This is a genomic window from Christiangramia sediminicola (assembly GCF_031344135.1).
Classification (GTDB): domain Bacteria; phylum Bacteroidota; class Bacteroidia; order Flavobacteriales; family Flavobacteriaceae; genus Christiangramia; species Christiangramia sediminicola.
Genome location: NZ_JAVJIU010000002.1, coordinates 687,048 through 704,516, shown reverse-complemented (window position 1 = coordinate 704,516; position 17,469 = coordinate 687,048). Strand labels below are relative to the sequence as shown.

Sequence of the window (17,469 nt, the reverse complement as noted above, 5' to 3'; positions counted from 1 at the left end):
AAAGTGCGTCAAATTAAATTCATTTTTAGGAATTAATAATTAAAATATTCTTTTTCTAATTGAATTCCGATACTATTTAGATCGTCCAGAATATTTTCTATAAATGCCTGAAGGTCACTTTCAATCTCTTCTATCACTTTATATTGATATTTAGCTCTCACCTTCCCAATAAGGAATGCCGAGGAATGCTTCGACGGATGTTTCTCATTGCTTAATACCATGATGTGTTTACAAACCTGGTTCAAGCTATTCATTACAGATCGCGGACAGTCGGTATTCAGGATTAAAAATTCAAGTGTAGTAATACTGGTAGGAGTTTGGCGATAAAAGCGTCTCATCATATCATAGGATTCGGCACATTTTAAAAGTGTTGTCCATTCATAGCTGTTTTTCAATGTATCGCCATAACTACCCTGGGCGATCACCGCATCCTTGAATTTTGAATTTATTATTCTAATAATCTGTGTGGCTCTTTCTATATTCACGCCAAGCATGATTATAGCATAAACTTCATCATGTAATAAGGTTCCTCTGATTTTTCCTCTTAATACGGAGACATTTTCGGCCACCTGAACAGTAAAATCATAAAGACCACGCTTTTTAAAATTCTCTACCGGGTAATTAAGAACAAAATGGTAAAATTTATTGATGGCTTCATATAGTTCTGTTGAAATAAGATCCCTAGCGCTATTGGCGTTTTCCCTGGCAAGTTTCACATAATTGATAATAGAGAAACTTTTATCGGGATTAAGGCCTATGTCATAAAGGACTTCTTCCTCTTCAAGTTGATTTTCAGTTCTACTAAAATCATCTGCCATAAAAAGCATTGATTGCAGTACAAATTGTCTTGACTGCGAAAGTTCATTGGGAGCATCTAGTGAAGCAAAATAATTTACATTTAAATATCGGGCTACATGTTCAGAACGTTCTATATATCTACCCATCCAAAACAGGTTATTGGCTACTCGTGCTAACATAAATTATTTATTATTTTTTAAAACCCAGGTATCTTTTGAGCCACCTCCCTGGGATGAATTAACGATAAGGTTTCCTTTTCTAAGCGCGACTCTTGTTAGTCCACCTTTTAATACAAAGCTTTTATCTGAACCTAGCAAAGTAAAAGTTCGAAGATCCACATGTCTCGGTTCAAAACTTTCAGTTTCTTCGATATATGTAGGATGAACAGAAAGCGACATAATAGGTTGAGCTATATATTTTCTAGGGCTGACCTTTACGGTATTTCTAACCTCTTCAACTTCTTCATCGGTTAACTTGTTCCCGATGGAGATTCCATATCCACCGGCTTCATCTACAGGCTTTATTACCAACTCCTTGATATTTTCCAGAATATACTTTAGCTCATCTGGTCTGCTGCAATGATAGGTGGGAACATTATTTAAGATTGGTTCTTCATTCAGGTAATATTTAATGATTTCCGGCATATAAGTATAGATCGCTTTATCATCTGCAACTCCGGTACCAGGAGCATTTACCAGGCAAACATGACCTTTTTTATAAGCGGCCATCAAACCCGGAACTCCCAATGCCGAATCTGGTTTAAATTCAAGTGGATCAATAAACTGGTCATCTATTCTTCTGTAGATCACATCTACTTTTTCTGGACCGTTGATCGTTTTCATATAAACAAAATCATTTTCTACAAAAAGGTCTCGGCCTTCCACTAATTCAACACCCATTGCCTTTGCGAGGTAGGAATGTTCATAGTAAGCAGAATTGTATATACCAGGAGTAATTACCACGCAATTGGGAACATCAACTCCTTTTGGTTTAACGCTTTCAAGGATCTCCAATAGATTTTCGGCATAATCTGTTACCGAATGTGCCTGATAATGATTAAAAACACCAAATAAAGCTCTTTTAAGAGCTGTTCTATTACAGATCACATAACTCACTCCCGAAGGACAACGAATATTATCCTCAAGTACATAATATTTACCATCAGAATGTTTTATAAGATCCGTTCCTGAAATATGATTGTAAATTCCACCCGGCGGATCAAAACCGTTCATCTGATCCAGATAGTTGACGGAAGAACTTATAAGCTCTAATGGAACAATTCCGTCTTTAATAATTCTCTTGTCGTGATAAAGATCCCGAAGAAATTCGTTTAATGCTTTACTGCGTTGCAATACCCCTTTTTCAATATGTTCCCATTCTTCACCATCTATGATTCGCGGAAAAAGATCAAAAGGAAAGATCTTCTCTTTTATTTCATGATCTCCATATACTTGAAAGGTAATCCCCTGATTAAAAAACGAAGCTTTTGCTTTATCGTTCAACCTTGCAAAATCTTTTGCTGAATGCACACTGTATAAATTGAACAGTGTATTATAGGTGTCTCTAACATTATTATTCTCATCAAAAATCTCATCGTAAAGTTTTGGATCACGGTTATAAGACTCGAAGGTGGGATTGCTGGAATTTGTTTTCATAGTTGATATTTGTTAGAAAATACAAATTAATTGTCTGAAATACATGTGTTTAACAAAATCATTGGAATTAATCTGGATTCCATAAAAATGCAAAGTGATATTTCAATTATTAAAAATTATAAAGGCTTTATTTATTGAATTCGAATTATTAAGAAAAGAAGCTTTAAGTTTTTACCTTAGCATTCAGTAAAAATTATAGCATGAAAGAGATAGATCTAAGAAGCGATACGGTTACCAGGCCAACAAAAGGAATGTTACAGGCAATAATGTCTGCTGAGGTAGGAGATGATGTCTATAAAGAAGATCCAACGATCAATGCGTTGGAAGAAAAGCTTGCAAAAATGTTCGGAAAGGATGAAGCGTTATTTTTTCCTACCGGAAGTATGGCTAACCAGGCCGCGATAAAATTACATACGCAACCAGGAGAACAATTAATCTGCGATAAATGGGCCCACGTTTACAATTATGAAGGTGGTGGAGTTTCTTTTAACAGTGGCGTTTCCTGTAAACTTGTAGATGGAGATAGAGGAATGATCACTGCAGAACAGGTGGAGGAAAATATAAATCCACCAGATTTCTATCATAGTCCGTTAACTACCTTAGTTTGCCTGGAAAACACAACCAACAAAGGCGGTGGTGCATGCTATGATCTGGAAGAGATCAAGAAAGTTAGGCAGGTTTGTAATAAGCATGAACTTGGTTTACACCTTGATGGCGCAAGACTATTTAATGCTCTGGTTAAGAAAAATGAAGACCCTAAAGATTACGGGAAATTATTTGATACCATATCAGTATGTCTTTCTAAAGGGCTTGGAACACCAATGGGTTCTGTATTAATTGGGGATAAGCGTTTGATGAAGAACGCGATAAGAATTAGAAAGGTACTTGGCGGCGGAATGAGACAGGTTGGTTTTATGGCAGCTGCAGGTATTTATGCTTTAGATAATCATGTGGAAAGACTCGCTAAAGATAATGACAGGGCTTCGAAGATCGCTGAGGTTCTTGCTGAACAGGATTATGTAGGCAAAGTTGAACCTGTAGAAACCAACATCGTGATCTTTTATTTGAAGAATGCAGAGAATGAAACTGAATTTATAAAGCAACTTTCAGATAATAATATCAGAATTAGCAATATGGGTCAGGGAAAATTACGTGTGGTGACTCATCTGGATTACACCGAAGAGATGCATTTGCATTTTCTTGAAACGCTTAAAAATATCGAACTGGCTGAGGTTGAAAAAGCTTAACTAAAGATTGGCATTTTTTAAAATGTTCTAAAGTTGATAATGATTTAATTTTAGTAAAAATTGAATCATGAAAAATTTAAAACCGGGCCAGGAAGTTCCTGAGCTAATTTTAAAAACTACAAAGGGTCTCAATTGGGATATTCGGGATAATAAGCCGGAAACCTTTACTATGCTTATCGTTTATCGGGGAATTCATTGTCCTGTATGCAAGAAATATCTGGAAGAATTGAATACTAAATTGGAAGATTTTAGAGATAAAGGAGTGAATGTTATTTGTGCAAGTGCAAATAATAAAGAACTGGCTTTGAAAACTGTTGAAGAATGGGATATTAAAGATCTTAATATCGTGTACGACTTTAAAGTAGAGGAAGGAAGAAAATGGGGATTGTTTGTTTCTGAAGCGATAAAAGATTCAGAACCCGAAGTTTTTCTTGAACCAGGATTGTTTTTAATTAAACCAGATAACATTTTATATTCAGCAAGTATCCAATCTATGCCTTTTGCCAGGCCGAAATTTGATGAATTGCTGAGGTCTATATCCTTCGTGATTAAAGAGGATTATCCTGCAAGGGGAGGAGCATAACAAAAGCCGGGAAATTTCCCGGCTTTTTTATTTATTATGAGAAATGATTATTTCATCATATCGCTCATTCCCGGAATATCCGGCATTCCATCTTTTGCGGCAGCACCAATTTCAGCTTCGTTGATACTTGTAGCTTTAGCGATTGCCTTATTCATAGTTAAAACTAGGTAATCTTCCAGTTGTTCTTTATCTTCCAGTAAGCTATCGTCTATAGAAATATTCTTAACTTCTCTGTTAGCAGTTATTGTAACTTTTAATAATCCATCGCTGGATTGTTCGTCAACTAATACCGTATCAAGTCTTTTTTTAGTCGCTTCAACTTTTTCCTGGGCTTCCTTCAGTTTATTCATCATGCCCATCATATCTCCAAACATATTTTTTTCGATTTAAAATTTGTGATTCCAAATTTACTAAATTACCGCATTAATCCAGTCAAAATGAAAAGACTATTCGTTATTCTATTAGGATGCGTTACATTTGCAACCGCTCAAAATAATACCGATTTGAAAAAAGACATTCAAGCCCCAAAGGCAAAGAAAATTGCTAAAGAACTCGAGAAACATGGCGACGTGCGTATCGATAATTATTTCTGGATGAACCAGCGTGAAGACCAGGAAGTTCTAGATTACTTGAAGGCTGAAAATGACTATAATGATCAAATGACTTCTCACACGAAGGATTTTCAAGCTGAGTTATTTGAAGAAATGAAATCCAGGATAAAGGAAGACGATGAATCGGTTCCTTATAAACTTAACGGATACTGGTATATCACACGTTTTGAAAAAGGTTTTGATTACCCGATATATTCCAGAAAAAAAGAAAATCTGGAATCTCCTGAGGAGATCATGTTCAATGTGAACGAGATGGCTAAAGGATTTGACTATTACAGCCTTGGAGGTCTAAATGTAACACCAGATAATAAACTGGTTGCTTTTGGAACCGATACCTTGAGCAGAAGAAAGTATACCATCCGCATCAAGAATCTAGAAACTGGTGAAATTTATAAAGAAGAGATTAAGAATACAACCGGAGGTTCTACCTGGGCGAATGACAATAAGACCCTTTACTACACCAAAAAAGATCCGCAAACCTTAAGATCTTATAGGATATATAAACATATACTAGGAACCGATCCTAAAGAAGATAAACTGGTTTATGAGGAGCAGGATGAAACTTTCAATACTTATGTTTATAAGTCGAAGTCGAGAGAATATATAATCATAGGCTCACATTCTACACTTACTACGGAATATCGCTATCTAAATGCTGATACACCGGAAAAAGATTTTCAGGTTTTTCAGCCTAGGGAAAGAGGTCTGGAATATAGTATTTCTCATTTTGACGGAAATTTCTATGTGGTGACCAATAAGGATGAAGCCACCAATTTTAAATTGATGAAAACCCCAGTAGATAAAACCGGGAAGGAAAATTGGGTTGATGTGATTCCGCATAGAAAAGATTATCTATTGGAGGACATTGATATTTTTAAGGAATATTTGGTGGTAAGCGAAAGAAATAATGGATTGAATAAGATCAGGATCATTAAATGGGATGATAGCAAAGAATTTTATATCCCTTTTGATAATGAGACCTATACGGCCTATACTTCCATAAATCCTGATTTTGAAACTGATATCTTAAGGTATACTTACAATAGTCTTTCTACACCAACTTCTGTAGTCGAATATAATATGAAGACTGGAGATAAGGTAGTATTGAAAGAACAGGAAGTATTGGGTGGAAAGTTCGATAAAAATAATTATACATCAGAAAGACTTTGGGCAACTGCTAATGACGGAACTAAAATTCCTGTATCGCTCGTCTACCGAAAGGGAATCAAGAAAGATGGTAGTAATCCATTACTTCAATACGCTTATGGTTCTTATGGTTCTACGATAGATCCTTATTTCTCTACGGTGAGATTAAGTCTATTAGATCGCGGTTTTATTTATGCGATTGCACATATTCGTGGAGGTGAATACCTGGGCCGTGAATGGTATGAGGATGGAAAGCTTTTCACCAAAAAGAATACGTTCACAGATTTTATAGATGTTTCTGAATTCCTGGTTAAAGAAAATTATACTTCAGCAAGGCATTTGTACGCCATGGGAGGATCTGCCGGAGGATTATTGATGGGTGCTGTAGTGAATATTGCTCCAAACCTCTATAATGGTGTGATTGCCGCGGTACCATTTGTAGATGTGGTAACAACCATGCTAGATGACAGTATTCCATTAACCACTGGAGAATATGATGAATGGGGCAATCCTAATGAGAAAGATTATTACGATTATATGAAATCTTATTCACCTTATGATAATGTAAAAGCTCAGGACTATCCTAATATGCTGGTCACCACCGGGCTTCATGATTCTCAGGTTCAATACTGGGAACCTGCCAAATGGGTAGCGAAGTTGAGAGAACTTAAAACTGATGACCACGTATTGCTGCTTCATACGAATATGGATGCAGGCCATGGAGGTGCTTCAGGAAGGTTTGAAGCCTTAAAAGAGGTAGCTGAAGAATATGCGTTTCTATTGGATTTAGAGGGCATTCACGAATAATTAAAAAATTTGCCTTAAATTTGACCGGTTTTAAGGTTTAGATTTTAAAGCCAGTTTTATAAAAAGAACTTCGATTTATGAGAGAAGACTTGAAGGTATATGACAATGTATTGCAGCTAGTAGGTAATACTCCGTTAATCCACCTAAATAAGATAACCAGGGCTTATAAGGGACAATACTTTGCTAAAGTAGAAGCTTTTAATCCTGGTCACTCATCAAAAGATAGAATTGCACTTCATATTATAGAGGAAGCCGAAAGAAAAGGCATTCTTAAACCTGGAGACACCATCATTGAAACAACTTCTGGAAATACTGGTTTCAGCATTGCTATGGTTAGTTGTATCAAAGGTTATGATTGTATCCTTGCCGTTAGTTCTAAATCTTCGAAAGATAAGATAGACATGCTGAAAACGATGGGAGCTAAAGTTTACGTTTGTCCGGCAAACGTACCTGCAGATGATCCACGTTCTTATTATGAAGTTGCCAAGAGATTACATTCAGAGATTAAAGGTTCGGTTTATATTAACCAGTATTTTAATGAACTGAATATGGATGCTCATTTTCATTCTACAGGTCCTGAAATCTGGAATCAAACTGAAGGAAAGATCACGCATTTAGTAGCTTGCAGTGGAACCGGAGGAACTATTTCTGGAACAGCGAGATATTTGAAGGAGCAGAATCCAGAAATTAAAATTCTTGGTATTGATGCTTTTGGTTCTGTTTTGAAGAAATACCACGAAACACGTGAATTTGATAAAGGAGAGATCTATCCATACAGAATTGAAGGTTTGGGTAAAAACCTTATTCCGACTGCTACCGATTTTGATGTAATTGACAAGTTTACTAAAGTTTCTGATGAAGATGCTGCACATACAGCTCGTGAAATTGCTAGAACTGAAGGTTTATTTGTTGGTTATACAAGTGGTGCAGCAATGCAGGGCTTGAAACAATATTATGACGAAGGTGAATTTGATGAAAATTCAAATGTTGTAATGATATTTCCAGACCATGGTTCTCGATATATGAGTAAGATCTATAGCGATGACTGGATGAACGAACAGGGATTTTTTGATACGCAACATGAAACTACATCACAATCTATAGAAGTGATCAAATAATACTTTGTTAACACTTATTAACAAAAGCATCCTATTCTTTGTAGGATGCTTTTGTTTTTATTAGATTTCGATGTTTATAATTTACTTTGTAGAATTGAGCCAAATTTCAGTATTTTTGCGGCTCGTCTAAAAAATGACCGATGAAGGATTTATTTGATAAAATTTACAAAGACAAAGGACCGCTAGGTAAATGGGCAGAGCAGGCAGAAGGATACTTCGTTTTTCCTAAACTGGAAGGACCAATATCAAACCGTATGAAATTCCGTGGTAAAGAAGTTATTACCTGGAGTATTAACGATTACCTTGGACTTGCCAATCATCCTGAAGTTCGTAAAATAGATGCCGAGGCAGCTGCTGAATACGGATCGGCTTACCCAATGGGTGCCAGGATGATGAGTGGTCATACAGATCTTCATGAAAAATTACAGGATGAATTAGCATCTTTTGTACATAAACAATCAGCATATCTTTTAAACTTTGGGTATCAGGGAATGGTTTCTACCATTGATGCATTGGTTTCCAAACAGGATGTGATTGTTTATGATGTAGATGCACATGCTTGTATCATTGACGGTGTAAGATTGCACCTTGGTCAGCGATTTACATACAAGCACAACGATATGGAGAGTATCGAAAAGAACCTTAAGAGAGCTGAAAAGATCGCCGAACAGACCGGAGGAGGAATTCTATTGATTTCTGAAGGAGTTTTTGGAATGAGAGGTGAGCAGGGTAAACTTAAGGAGATCGTTGAACTTAAGAAAAAATATAATTTCAGATTGTTCGTAGATGATGCTCATGGATTCGGTACTCTTGGTAAGACAGGAGCCGGAGCAGGAGAGGAGCAGGGAGTTCAGGATGAAATAGATGTATATTTTGCAACTTTCGCGAAATCTCTTGCGAGTACTGGTGCTTTTATCGCCGGTGACAAAGAAATCATCGACTATTTAAAATATAACCTGAGATCTCAGATGTTTGCTAAGTCGCTACAAATGCAGTTAGTGGTTGGAGCCTTAAAACGTCTTGAGATGCTGAGAACCATGCCAGAACTTAAAGATAAGCTTTGGGAAAATGTGAATGCTCTTCAGAATGGTTTAAAAGCAAAAGGTTTTGATATTGGAACTACGCAAAGTTGTGTAACTCCAGTATATCTGAAAGGAAGTATTCCGGAAGCTATGGCCTTAGTGAAAGATCTACGTGAGAATCATGGGGTATTCTGTTCTATTGTTGTGTATCCTGTAATTCCAAAAGGACTTATTCTATTAAGAATGATCCCAACGGCAACACATACACTTCAGGATGTTGAAGAAACCTTAGAAGCATTCTCGGCAATTAGAGAAAGACTTGAAAACGGAACTTACAAAAGACTTTCTGCTTCAGTAGAAGCGGCAATGTCTAACAAATAAGATCCTCTTTCTATAAAATAAAAAAGCCGGAAATTTTCTTCCGGCTTTTTTTATGTTTAGATATTTATTTGTTTCCGCCGTCTCCGTCATTTTCAGGTTCTTCATCAAGCTTTTCAGTTCTTGCACGTCTACGGTTTCCTTCGCTAGATTCCTCCAGGAATTCATCAACTTTATGAAGATCCAGTCTGTACGAAACTCCGGCTGCAACCTGCCATCTGGAAGGAGTCTCTTTAAAATTCAATAATCCGGATACATCGAATTGAAGATTTTTTCCGATTAAATATGCACCTCCGGCACGTACGAGATCATCAGCATAGATTTCACCTTTTATAGCCTGATACTCTCCAAAAATGGCAAAATTTGGCGTTACAGTGTGTGTCACCGTCGCAATTCCGGCATAAGAACGATATTCTTCAGTCAACTTATCAGCAATGAAATTCAGCACCAAAACCCATCTTCCCCAGTTATTCTGAGTTATGATCGCTGCTTTAGGACTAAATTTACCTTCGCCTTCAAACAAGTAAGGATTATCGCCAAATGAGAAATTTGCGCCTGCATAAACAGAAATTGCAGGGATTAGAGTTTTCCATTTGAACCTCTGGTTTGCTTTCCAGCTATATAAATTAGGCTTATCCTCTCCCAGGCTAACATTTGGGTCAAATACCAGATATTTTGCACCAATCGTATTTGTCTTGAAATTTCTAACGTTCCCTTCACTGGTAACGCCAAGAAAATCTCTCCAAATATCCTGATTTTCAAATGAACCGGTTAAGTTTAATTCCAGTCGTTCAAAAAGTAATCCATAGCGTAATTGATAATCGATTCCCCAGATGTCTGTATCTGTACCCAAACCTGCGTGTGTGTCATTTCCAAAATAGGGTCCAGTCTCAAACTGCAAAACATTTGTTCCAACTGCAAATGCGCCCTGAGATTGCCCGGGCCTGTTGGAGTTTATAGTTTCAGTATATTGAGCGTGAAGACTTGTGGTTGCTATAATTAGAAAAAGGCTAAATATGGCTGATATACGCATGTTCATTCGGGTTGATTCTCTCAAAGATATAAGATTTATTATAATTTTATAGCTGAAGCTTCCCTGTTTCTGAGCTCTTATTTTTATTTTTGTCAAAAGCTTAAAAATGTTAGAAGCATCATTGTCTGGAGTATTAAAAACGGTCCTCATCGTTTTGTTAGTATACTTCGGTTTAAAAATATTATTCCGCTATTTCGGGCCATTGATCTTGAAGTATTTCATGAGAAAAATGGGACGTAAATTTGAGCAACAGTTTAATCAACAATTTGGTGGAGCTCAACCGAACCAGCAGAAGAAAGGAAAGGTTAGCATCGATAAAAAACCTAAAGCCAGTAAGGGATCCAATAAAAATGTTGGTGAATATATCGATTACGAAGAAATTGATTAATTTCGGATTTTAACAAAGCTTGCAATCCGGGCTTTGTTTAGCACAAATTTGTGAGTAAAATCAAAAGTCCGATTAATGGCTAAACTGAAGCAATTCTTACCACACCTGTTAGTTTTAGCAGGTTTTATTGTATTATCATTATTCTATTTTAATCCTGTTCTTCAGGGAAAAGAGATTTTCCAAAGCGATATCGTTCAGTATATCGGGATGGCAAAAGAACAGAAAGACTTTAGGGCAGAAACAGGTGAAGAGCCTTATTGGACAGATGCCGCTTTTGGCGGAATGCCGACTTATCAATTAGGGGCATATTACCCTCATAATTACGTTAAAAAATTAGATACAGCTTTAAGGTTTTTGCCTAGACCAGCAGATTATCTTTTTCTCTACTTCATAGGGTTTTATATCCTTTTATTATGTCTGAAAGTTGACTATAAACTGGCATTTTTAGGTTCAATTGCTTTTGGATTTTCCACCTATCTAATTATAATTCTGGGAATCGGTCATAACTCAAAGGCACACGCAATCGCATATATGCCAATGGTTCTTGCCGGTATAATTACGATTTTCAGAAATAGGAATATATGGAGTTTTCTTCTGCTAACGATAGCCATGGCTTTAGAAATCCAGGCGAACCACTTCCAGATGACTTACTATCTGTTATTACTGGTAATTATCCTTGGGATAGCCTATCTCGTTGATGCTTTTCAGAAAAAGATATTGCCTGAATATTTTAAAGCTCTAGGAGTTATGGTTGTTGCGGTTTTAATTGCCATAGCGGCTAATGCTACTAATTTGATGGCTACCAGTGAATATACCCAATTTAGCACCAGGGGAGATTCTGAATTGAGTATACAGCCTAATGGTGCACCTAAAGAAAAATCTGGTTTAGGCTTTGAGTATATAACCTCCTATAGCTACGGAAAAGTGGAGAGCTTTAATTTGATGGTGCCGAGGTTTATGGGTGGAGGAAGTGCTGAGAATATTGGAAAAGATTCTAAAATTTATGATGCCTTGAGAGAAATTGGTGCTTCACCAACACAGGCCGCAGGATTTACTGAAAATGCTCCAACTTACTGGGGAGATCAGCCTTACGTTGGTGCACCGGCTTACATTGGTGCGACTATAGTATTTCTATTCGTATTTGGCTTATTTCTGATTAGAGGTAGATTAAAATGGTGGATCGTAGGAGGAAGTATTTTAGCCTTGATGCTAAGCTGGGGTAAGAATTTTGAATTTCTTACTAGGTTCTTTATTGAATTTGTGCCACTATATGATAAGTTCAGAGCTATTACATCTATACAGGTAATTCTCGAATTGTGCTTACCGTTATTAGCGATTTTAGGCTTATATAAGTTATTCTTGAAGGAAATAAAAGAAGAGGAGAAGTTAAATGCCTTAAAATGGTCTTCAATCATAACAGGTGGTTTATTGTTATTATTTCTTCTTTTAAAATCCGTTTTATTTGAATTTAAGGGTGCTTCAGATTCGATGTATAGTCAGCAATTTGGGATGGATTTTATGAATGCTCTGGAAGAAGATCGAAAAGCTATATTTTCCGCAGACGTGATCCGTTCGCTGATATTCGTTATAATCGCAGCCGGTTTAATATTCGCTTATTTAAAAGCAAAGGTGAATCGTGATATAGTAATTGGTGGTCTGGTAATTCTAATCCTTGTAGATCTTATTGGTGTAGACAAAAGATATGTGAACAATGAAGACTTCGTTCAGGCAAGGGAAATGGAACAACCTTTTCAAAAACTGGCAGCTGACGATGCTATTCTTCAGGATAAAGGACATTATAAGGTATATGATCTTTCCGGAGATCCTTTCAATACTGGAAGAACATCCTACTATCACGATGCATTAGGTGGTTATCATGCTGCTAAACCTGGAAGGATACAGGATCTCGCCGATTTTTACATATCACAGAACAATATGAAGATATTAAGCATGTTGAATGTGAAATATTTTATTGTTCCAACTGAAGATGGAGCTCAGCCGCAACAAAACCCAGAAGCTTTTGGAAATGCATGGTTTGTAAATAATTTGCAATGGGTAGATACGCAGAATGATGAAATCCTTGCGCTGAAAGATGCAGATCTTAAATCAACTGCTATTGTAAATTCAAAATTTAAAGAAAAGATCAAGGAAGAATTTTCCAAAGATTCTAATGCCCAAATCGAACTAGTACATTATCAGCCCAATGAACTGAAATACGAATCTTCAGCTTCATCAGATCAATTTGCTGTATTCTCAGAGAATTATTATCAACCGGGCTGGCAGGCATATATTGATGGTGAGCCTGTTCCACACGTTCAGGTAAATTATGTGCTGCGAGGGATGAATGTGCCTGCAGGTGATCATGAGATCACTTTTAAATTTGAACCAGAAGTTGTGAAGACTGGAAGTACGATCGCTTTAATGAGTTCTATACTTATAGGGCTCGTTATAATTGGAGGGATTGGATACGAATTCAAGAAGCGCGATAATAAAGCTTAGTTGTATAGCGGATGAAAAAAGTTCTCATTGTGACATATTACTGGCCGCCTGCAGGTGGTCCTGGTGTACAGCGATGGCTTAAATTCGTAAAATATCTCAGGTTTTATAATATTGAACCAGTTGTTTACATCCCAGAAAATCCCAGTTATCCAATCATTGATCCTAGTCTAAAGGAAGAGGTACCTAAAGGCATTAAAATTTTGAGCCAAAAGATCTTTGAACCCTATACTATCGCTAATATTTTTTCTAAAAAGGATGCTGAAACGATCAGTTCGGGGATCATTCAGAAGGAAGAGAATCAATCTAAGATTCAAAAAGCGATGCTCTACATCCGAGGTAATTATTTCATACCAGACGCTAGAAAATTCTGGGTAAAGCCTTCGGTTAAATTTCTTTCTGATGAAATTCAGAATAAAGATTATCATGTGATAATTACAACTGGGCCACCTCACAGTTTACATTTAATTGGGCTTGAGCTAAAGAAGAAATTAGATGTAAAATGGATAGCAGATTTTAGAGATCCATGGACTCAAATAGGATATCATGAAAAGCTGAAACTGAAAGATTCTTCCAGAAAAAAACATGAACAGCTGGAATCGCAGGTATTAAATTCAGCAGATCATATTATTACTACAAGTTTTACGACTAAAAATGAATTTGTAGCAAAAACTTCTAAACCGGTAAGTGTAATTACTAATGGATTTGATGAAGAAGTGAATTCAGCTGATTTAAAGAGAGATAAGTTTCGAATTTCACATATTGGTTCCTTGTTATCGGGTAGAAACCCTGAAATTTTATGGCAGGCTATAAAAGACTTGGTTGAAGAAGATGAAAATTTCAGATCTGAACTTCAAATATGCTTAGCGGGTAAGTTAAGTGAGGAGGTTCTGCAAAGTATTAAGGCTGCTGGGCTTCAGCCATATTTAAAAAATGAAGGATATGTGAGTCATACAAAAGCAGTTGAAATGCAACGTGAATCTGCCATTCTTTTGCTTATTGAAATAGATTCAAAAGAAACGCAGGGAATTATACCCGGAAAAATTTTTGAATATCTATCTGCTAACAGACCTATTATTGCCATAGGACCTGAAAATTGGGATGCTGAAAAGATCATTTTGGATACCAATGCAGGAAAAGTATTTTTATATTCTGATGCTGAAAAGATCAAGAGCGAAATAAGATCTTTATTTCAGAAGTATACAGAAAGAAAAAAATTAAACGAATCCAGGAATATTGAGAAATACCATCGTAAAGAATTAACCGGTAAGCTCGCAAAATTGATAGAACAGGTTTAATGGGAATCATCATAAATCAATCCTTAAAGAATATGGTAACCACGTATATCGGGTTCGGGATTGGTGCCGTTAATACATTATTTCTGTTCACTTATTTTCTCGAAAAGGAATATTATGGATTGGTGAGTTTTCTATTATCTGCAGCTAATCTAATCTGGCCGTTTCTTGTTTTTGGGGTGCACAGCACCTTAATCAAATTTTTCACTTCATATAAAACTAGAGGTGATCAGGACAGGTTATTAAACTTTGTGCTAATTATTCCAGCGGTTGCTGGCTTAATTATCGGTGTCTTCGGATTTTTCTTTTATAATCAGCTTTTGGATTATTTTCAGGGTGAAAATGACCTGGTTCAACCTTACATCTGGTTGATATTTATAATAGCACTTGCCACTTCTTATTTTGAAGTTTTCTTTTCCTGGTCTAAGATCTATTACAAAAGTACTTTCGGAAATCTAATGAAAGAGGTTTTTCACCGTCTTTGCATTAGCCTCTTGCTTTTTGCGGTTTATTTTAAATGGATAAGCATCGAATTCTTTATCTACGGAATCGCGCTGGTTTTTGTTGGCCGAAGTATTTTGATGGCTATGTATGCGTTCTCTTTACACCGACCAAAATTTAGTTTCAAATTTCCGAAAAATCTCTCACCGGTATTAAAATATTCTTCTCTAATCCTTTTAGCAGCTTCTGTAGCCACCGTTTTGCTAGATCTGGATAAAGTGATGATAGAACACTATTTACCTATTGAGAATGTCGCTATTTATGGAATAGCGGTTTATATCGCAACGGTGATATCTGTGCCACAAAAAGCCATGCATCAAATCACAAATCCGCTTACTGCTGAAATGCTGAATAAAAAAGATAAAGCTGGGTTGAAAGAGCTATATGAAAAGAGCTCTTTGAACTTACTTATCGTTAGCGGACTCATATTTATCTGGATCATTACCAACGTAAACTCCCTTTACGAATTGATACCTGATGAATATAGCATAAGTATTCTGGTGGTATTATTAATTTCTCTGGTGAAGCTTTATGATAATTTCCTGGGAAATAATAATAGCATACTTTTTAATTCAGATTATTACAGAATCGTTCTTGGGGTTGGGGTGATTTTGGTTGTCGTGGCATTTATACTAAACTATTTATTCATTCCTGAATTTGGTATTGAAGGAGCAGCAATTGCCAGCTTTATAGCTTTTGCATTATACAACACGTCCAAGATCTATATCGTATTTAAGAAATTTAAGATCCATCCATTTACATCATCGAGTATTTTTGCTTTACTACTAACAGCGGGGTTTAGCCTTGGTTTTTATTTCTGGGATCTTAAAATTCATCCAATGCTGAATATTTCCATTAAAGCTATCCTGGCCGGGACGATGTATCTCTTAGTAGTTTATTTCTTTAAGTTTTCTGAAGATATAAACCAGATGATAGACAAGTTCATTAAAAGGTCATAAAACGAGAAAACCCTATCGGCTTAGGAGCTTCAAGGGTTTTCCAACTAACCAACCAAAAAATTAAATTATGAACTTGTCATCTATATCTTATTATCCACATTTCGTGCCGAACTTCTCGATCTTGACGAATTTTTTGACCTAATTGCCTGAGATCTTGAGGTTCCTGATTTAGTTCTCGTTCTTACAGAAGATGAACTTTGTCTAGTTGTTGGACGATCTACAGTAGACTTCCTTGCAGAACTTCTTGAACTTTTTTCAACAGATCTTGTTCGGCTGGCAGGAGATGATGATCTCTCTACTCTGGAATTGGATCTGGTTTGAACAGCACCTCTTCTGGTATTAGATCTTGGTTTTTCAACCTTTGTAGTACTACGACTTTCAACTCTAGTTGATCGCTGTTGCGGAGTTCTAACAGATCTTTCTCTGGTAGAAGCCTGTCTTTTTTGTGGAGAACTCTCAATTCTAGATGTTCTTCCTCTTGAATTAGTACTTCTCTCGTTTCTGTCGCTGTAAACACGTGACTGTTTACTACTGCTTACCGTACCTCTAGACACATTTCTGCTTGTATTTCTTCCATTAGCACTTACCGCCTTATCTCGACTTGAATATGACCTGGTTCTAACATTATTATTTCGGGAATCAGATACATTATAATCAGATCTGCTTCTCACCTGGGCAATGTTTCGCTTTGAAGAAGTTCTTCTTCCATAATTATATTCTCTTACAGACTGAGAAGGTCTGTAGAAATTTCTCTTTCTTTTACCATTAGAATAATAGTTATTGTAAACAGTTACGTACTTATTGTACGAGATCCTTTGCGGCTGATAGTATGCTCTGTAAGGACTACCAAATACTATACTCACATTTACATTTGGGCGACGGTAATAGTCGTGCCATGGTCTGTAAACATAGCTTCTGTTATAAGGATTAATATAACCAGTATAGTGAGTAATATGATGATGGTGATTATAATGAACACGTAAATTACCAACTCGAGCCAAGCGACCAAAATTGTTATAACGCATATAGATATTTCCAGCCTGGATAATTCTTCCGTAGTAATCATAATAAACCGGAATATCCTCGATTTGAATTACTGCACCGTAATCATCATACTGCACAAATGGTTCGTAATTATAACCGGAGTTATAACTAATATTCACATTTGGGGAAGATATATGAAATGAATTTCCTCTTCGGAAATCAGGATTAAAATAGAAGTCGAATTCACCATTAGGGTAAACCGCAAATTCTACGCCTCCTTCAACAAATATGAATGAATCGTTGTAATTATAAAAATTAGTGGTGGCTAGTTTAGAATTTTCGGATGCCGATACTGACCATCCAATAAATAAGAATGCGAAAATAAGGGTCAGATTTTTCATGGTAGTAGAGTATTTAATTAAGAACATTTTTCTTATTAAATACAAAG

At 36.3% G+C, this 17,469-nt stretch carries 14 protein-coding genes; 9 read left to right on the top strand and 5 right to left on the bottom strand.

Going from position 1 to position 17,469, the window contains the following annotated elements; all coding sequences use genetic code 11:
• Positions 1-32: 32 nt before the first annotated feature.
• Positions 33-977, bottom strand: a complete 945-nt coding sequence (locus tag RE431_RS07180; protein ID WP_309561286.1) for an alpha-E domain-containing protein — start codon at positions 975-977, stop codon at positions 33-35.
• 3 nt (positions 978-980) lie between these two features.
• Entirely contained in the window at positions 981-2,453 is a 1,473-nt protein-coding gene (locus tag RE431_RS07175; protein ID WP_309561285.1) for a circularly permuted type 2 ATP-grasp protein, read from the bottom strand.
• Positions 2,454-2,653: 200 nt separating this feature from the next.
• Between RE431_RS07175 and RE431_RS07170 the strand changes: the two genes are divergently transcribed.
• Entirely contained in the window at positions 2,654-3,700 is a 1,047-nt protein-coding gene (locus RE431_RS07170) for a threonine aldolase family protein (protein WP_309561284.1), read from the top strand.
• A gap of 67 nt (positions 3,701-3,767) precedes the next feature.
• Positions 3,768-4,283 carry a redoxin domain-containing protein gene (locus tag RE431_RS07165; RefSeq protein ID WP_309561283.1) on the top strand — a complete coding sequence of 172 codons (516 nt, stop codon included), beginning with the start codon at positions 3,768-3,770 and terminating at the stop codon, positions 4,281-4,283.
• 47 nt (positions 4,284-4,330) lie between these two features.
• Here the strand turns inward: RE431_RS07165 and RE431_RS07160 are convergent, their stop codons facing one another.
• Positions 4,331-4,657: a YbaB/EbfC family nucleoid-associated protein gene (locus RE431_RS07160; RefSeq protein WP_309561282.1), complete on the bottom strand. Its 327-nt coding sequence runs from the start codon at positions 4,655-4,657 to the stop codon at positions 4,331-4,333.
• A gap of 63 nt (positions 4,658-4,720) precedes the next feature.
• Between RE431_RS07160 and RE431_RS07155 the strand changes: the two genes are divergently transcribed.
• The 3 genes from RE431_RS07155 (at position 4,721) to RE431_RS07145 (ending at position 9,368) form a co-directional block, all read left to right on the top strand.
• On the top strand, positions 4,721-6,847 hold the full coding sequence (locus tag RE431_RS07155; protein WP_309561281.1) for a S9 family peptidase: 2,127 nt from the start codon (positions 4,721-4,723) through the stop codon (positions 6,845-6,847).
• 77 nt (positions 6,848-6,924) lie between these two features.
• Positions 6,925-7,965: a cysteate synthase gene (locus tag RE431_RS07150; RefSeq protein WP_309561280.1), complete on the top strand. Its 1,041-nt coding sequence runs from the start codon at positions 6,925-6,927 to the stop codon at positions 7,963-7,965.
• 140 nt (positions 7,966-8,105) lie between these two features.
• Positions 8,106-9,368, top strand: a complete 1,263-nt coding sequence (locus RE431_RS07145; RefSeq protein ID WP_309561279.1) for a cysteate-C-fatty acyltransferase — start codon at positions 8,106-8,108, stop codon at positions 9,366-9,368.
• Between the two features lie 64 nt (positions 9,369-9,432).
• Here the strand turns inward: RE431_RS07145 and RE431_RS07140 are convergent, their stop codons facing one another.
• Positions 9,433-10,422, bottom strand: coding sequence for a transporter (locus RE431_RS07140; protein ID WP_309561278.1), 990 nt, complete (start codon positions 10,420-10,422; stop codon positions 9,433-9,435).
• A gap of 82 nt (positions 10,423-10,504) precedes the next feature.
• Here RE431_RS07140 and RE431_RS07135 point away from each other — a divergent pair, with 82 nt between their 5' ends.
• The 4 genes from RE431_RS07135 to RE431_RS07120 all read left to right on the top strand — a co-directional run bounded on the left by RE431_RS07135 (position 10,505) and on the right by RE431_RS07120 (position 16,037).
• Positions 10,505-10,786, top strand: coding sequence for a DUF4834 family protein (locus RE431_RS07135; RefSeq protein WP_309561277.1), 282 nt, complete (start codon positions 10,505-10,507; stop codon positions 10,784-10,786).
• Positions 10,787-10,861: 75 nt separating this feature from the next.
• Positions 10,862-13,285 (top strand): YfhO family protein, encoded by a 2,424-nt coding sequence (locus RE431_RS07130; protein ID WP_309561276.1) that lies wholly within the window; start codon positions 10,862-10,864, stop codon positions 13,283-13,285.
• A gap of 11 nt (positions 13,286-13,296) precedes the next feature.
• The gene (locus tag RE431_RS07125) at positions 13,297-14,580 is read left to right on the top strand and encodes a glycosyltransferase family 4 protein (protein WP_309561275.1); all 1,284 of its coding nucleotides are present in this window, start codon (positions 13,297-13,299) and stop codon (positions 14,578-14,580) included.
• Positions 14,580-16,037: a lipopolysaccharide biosynthesis protein gene (locus RE431_RS07120; protein ID WP_309561274.1), complete on the top strand. Its 1,458-nt coding sequence runs from the start codon at positions 14,580-14,582 to the stop codon at positions 16,035-16,037. The genes RE431_RS07125 and RE431_RS07120 overlap by 1 nt, the downstream gene beginning before the upstream one ends.
• 80 nt (positions 16,038-16,117) lie before the next feature.
• On the opposite strand, the gene RE431_RS07115 is transcribed toward RE431_RS07120, so the two are convergent.
• Positions 16,118-17,422 carry a hypothetical protein gene (locus RE431_RS07115; protein WP_309561273.1) on the bottom strand — a complete coding sequence of 435 codons (1,305 nt, stop codon included), beginning with the start codon at positions 17,420-17,422 and terminating at the stop codon, positions 16,118-16,120.
• Positions 17,423-17,469 lie beyond the last annotated feature (47 nt).

Coding starts and splice junctions, on each gene's coding strand:
- RE431_RS07180 (WP_309561286.1), bottom strand. CDS start 977: ATGTTAGCACGAGTAGCCAATAACCTGTTTTGGATGGGTAGATATATA.
- RE431_RS07175 (WP_309561285.1), bottom strand. CDS start 2,453: ATGAAAACAAATTCCAGCAATCCCACCTTCGAGTCTTATAACCGTGAT.
- RE431_RS07170 (WP_309561284.1), top strand. CDS start 2,654: ATGAAAGAGATAGATCTAAGAAGCGATACGGTTACCAGGCCAACAAAA.
- RE431_RS07165 (WP_309561283.1), top strand. CDS start 3,768: ATGAAAAATTTAAAACCGGGCCAGGAAGTTCCTGAGCTAATTTTAAAA.
- RE431_RS07160 (WP_309561282.1), bottom strand. CDS start 4,657: ATGTTTGGAGATATGATGGGCATGATGAATAAACTGAAGGAAGCCCAG.
- RE431_RS07155 (WP_309561281.1), top strand. CDS start 4,721: ATGAAAAGACTATTCGTTATTCTATTAGGATGCGTTACATTTGCAACC.
- RE431_RS07150 (WP_309561280.1), top strand. CDS start 6,925: ATGAGAGAAGACTTGAAGGTATATGACAATGTATTGCAGCTAGTAGGT.
- RE431_RS07145 (WP_309561279.1), top strand. CDS start 8,106: ATGAAGGATTTATTTGATAAAATTTACAAAGACAAAGGACCGCTAGGT.
- RE431_RS07135 (WP_309561277.1), top strand. CDS start 10,505: ATGTTAGAAGCATCATTGTCTGGAGTATTAAAAACGGTCCTCATCGTT.
- RE431_RS07130 (WP_309561276.1), top strand. CDS start 10,862: ATGGCTAAACTGAAGCAATTCTTACCACACCTGTTAGTTTTAGCAGGT.
- RE431_RS07125 (WP_309561275.1), top strand. CDS start 13,297: ATGAAAAAAGTTCTCATTGTGACATATTACTGGCCGCCTGCAGGTGGT.
- RE431_RS07120 (WP_309561274.1), top strand. CDS start 14,580: ATGGGAATCATCATAAATCAATCCTTAAAGAATATGGTAACCACGTAT.
- RE431_RS07115 (WP_309561273.1), bottom strand. CDS start 17,422: ATGAAAAATCTGACCCTTATTTTCGCATTCTTATTTATTGGATGGTCA.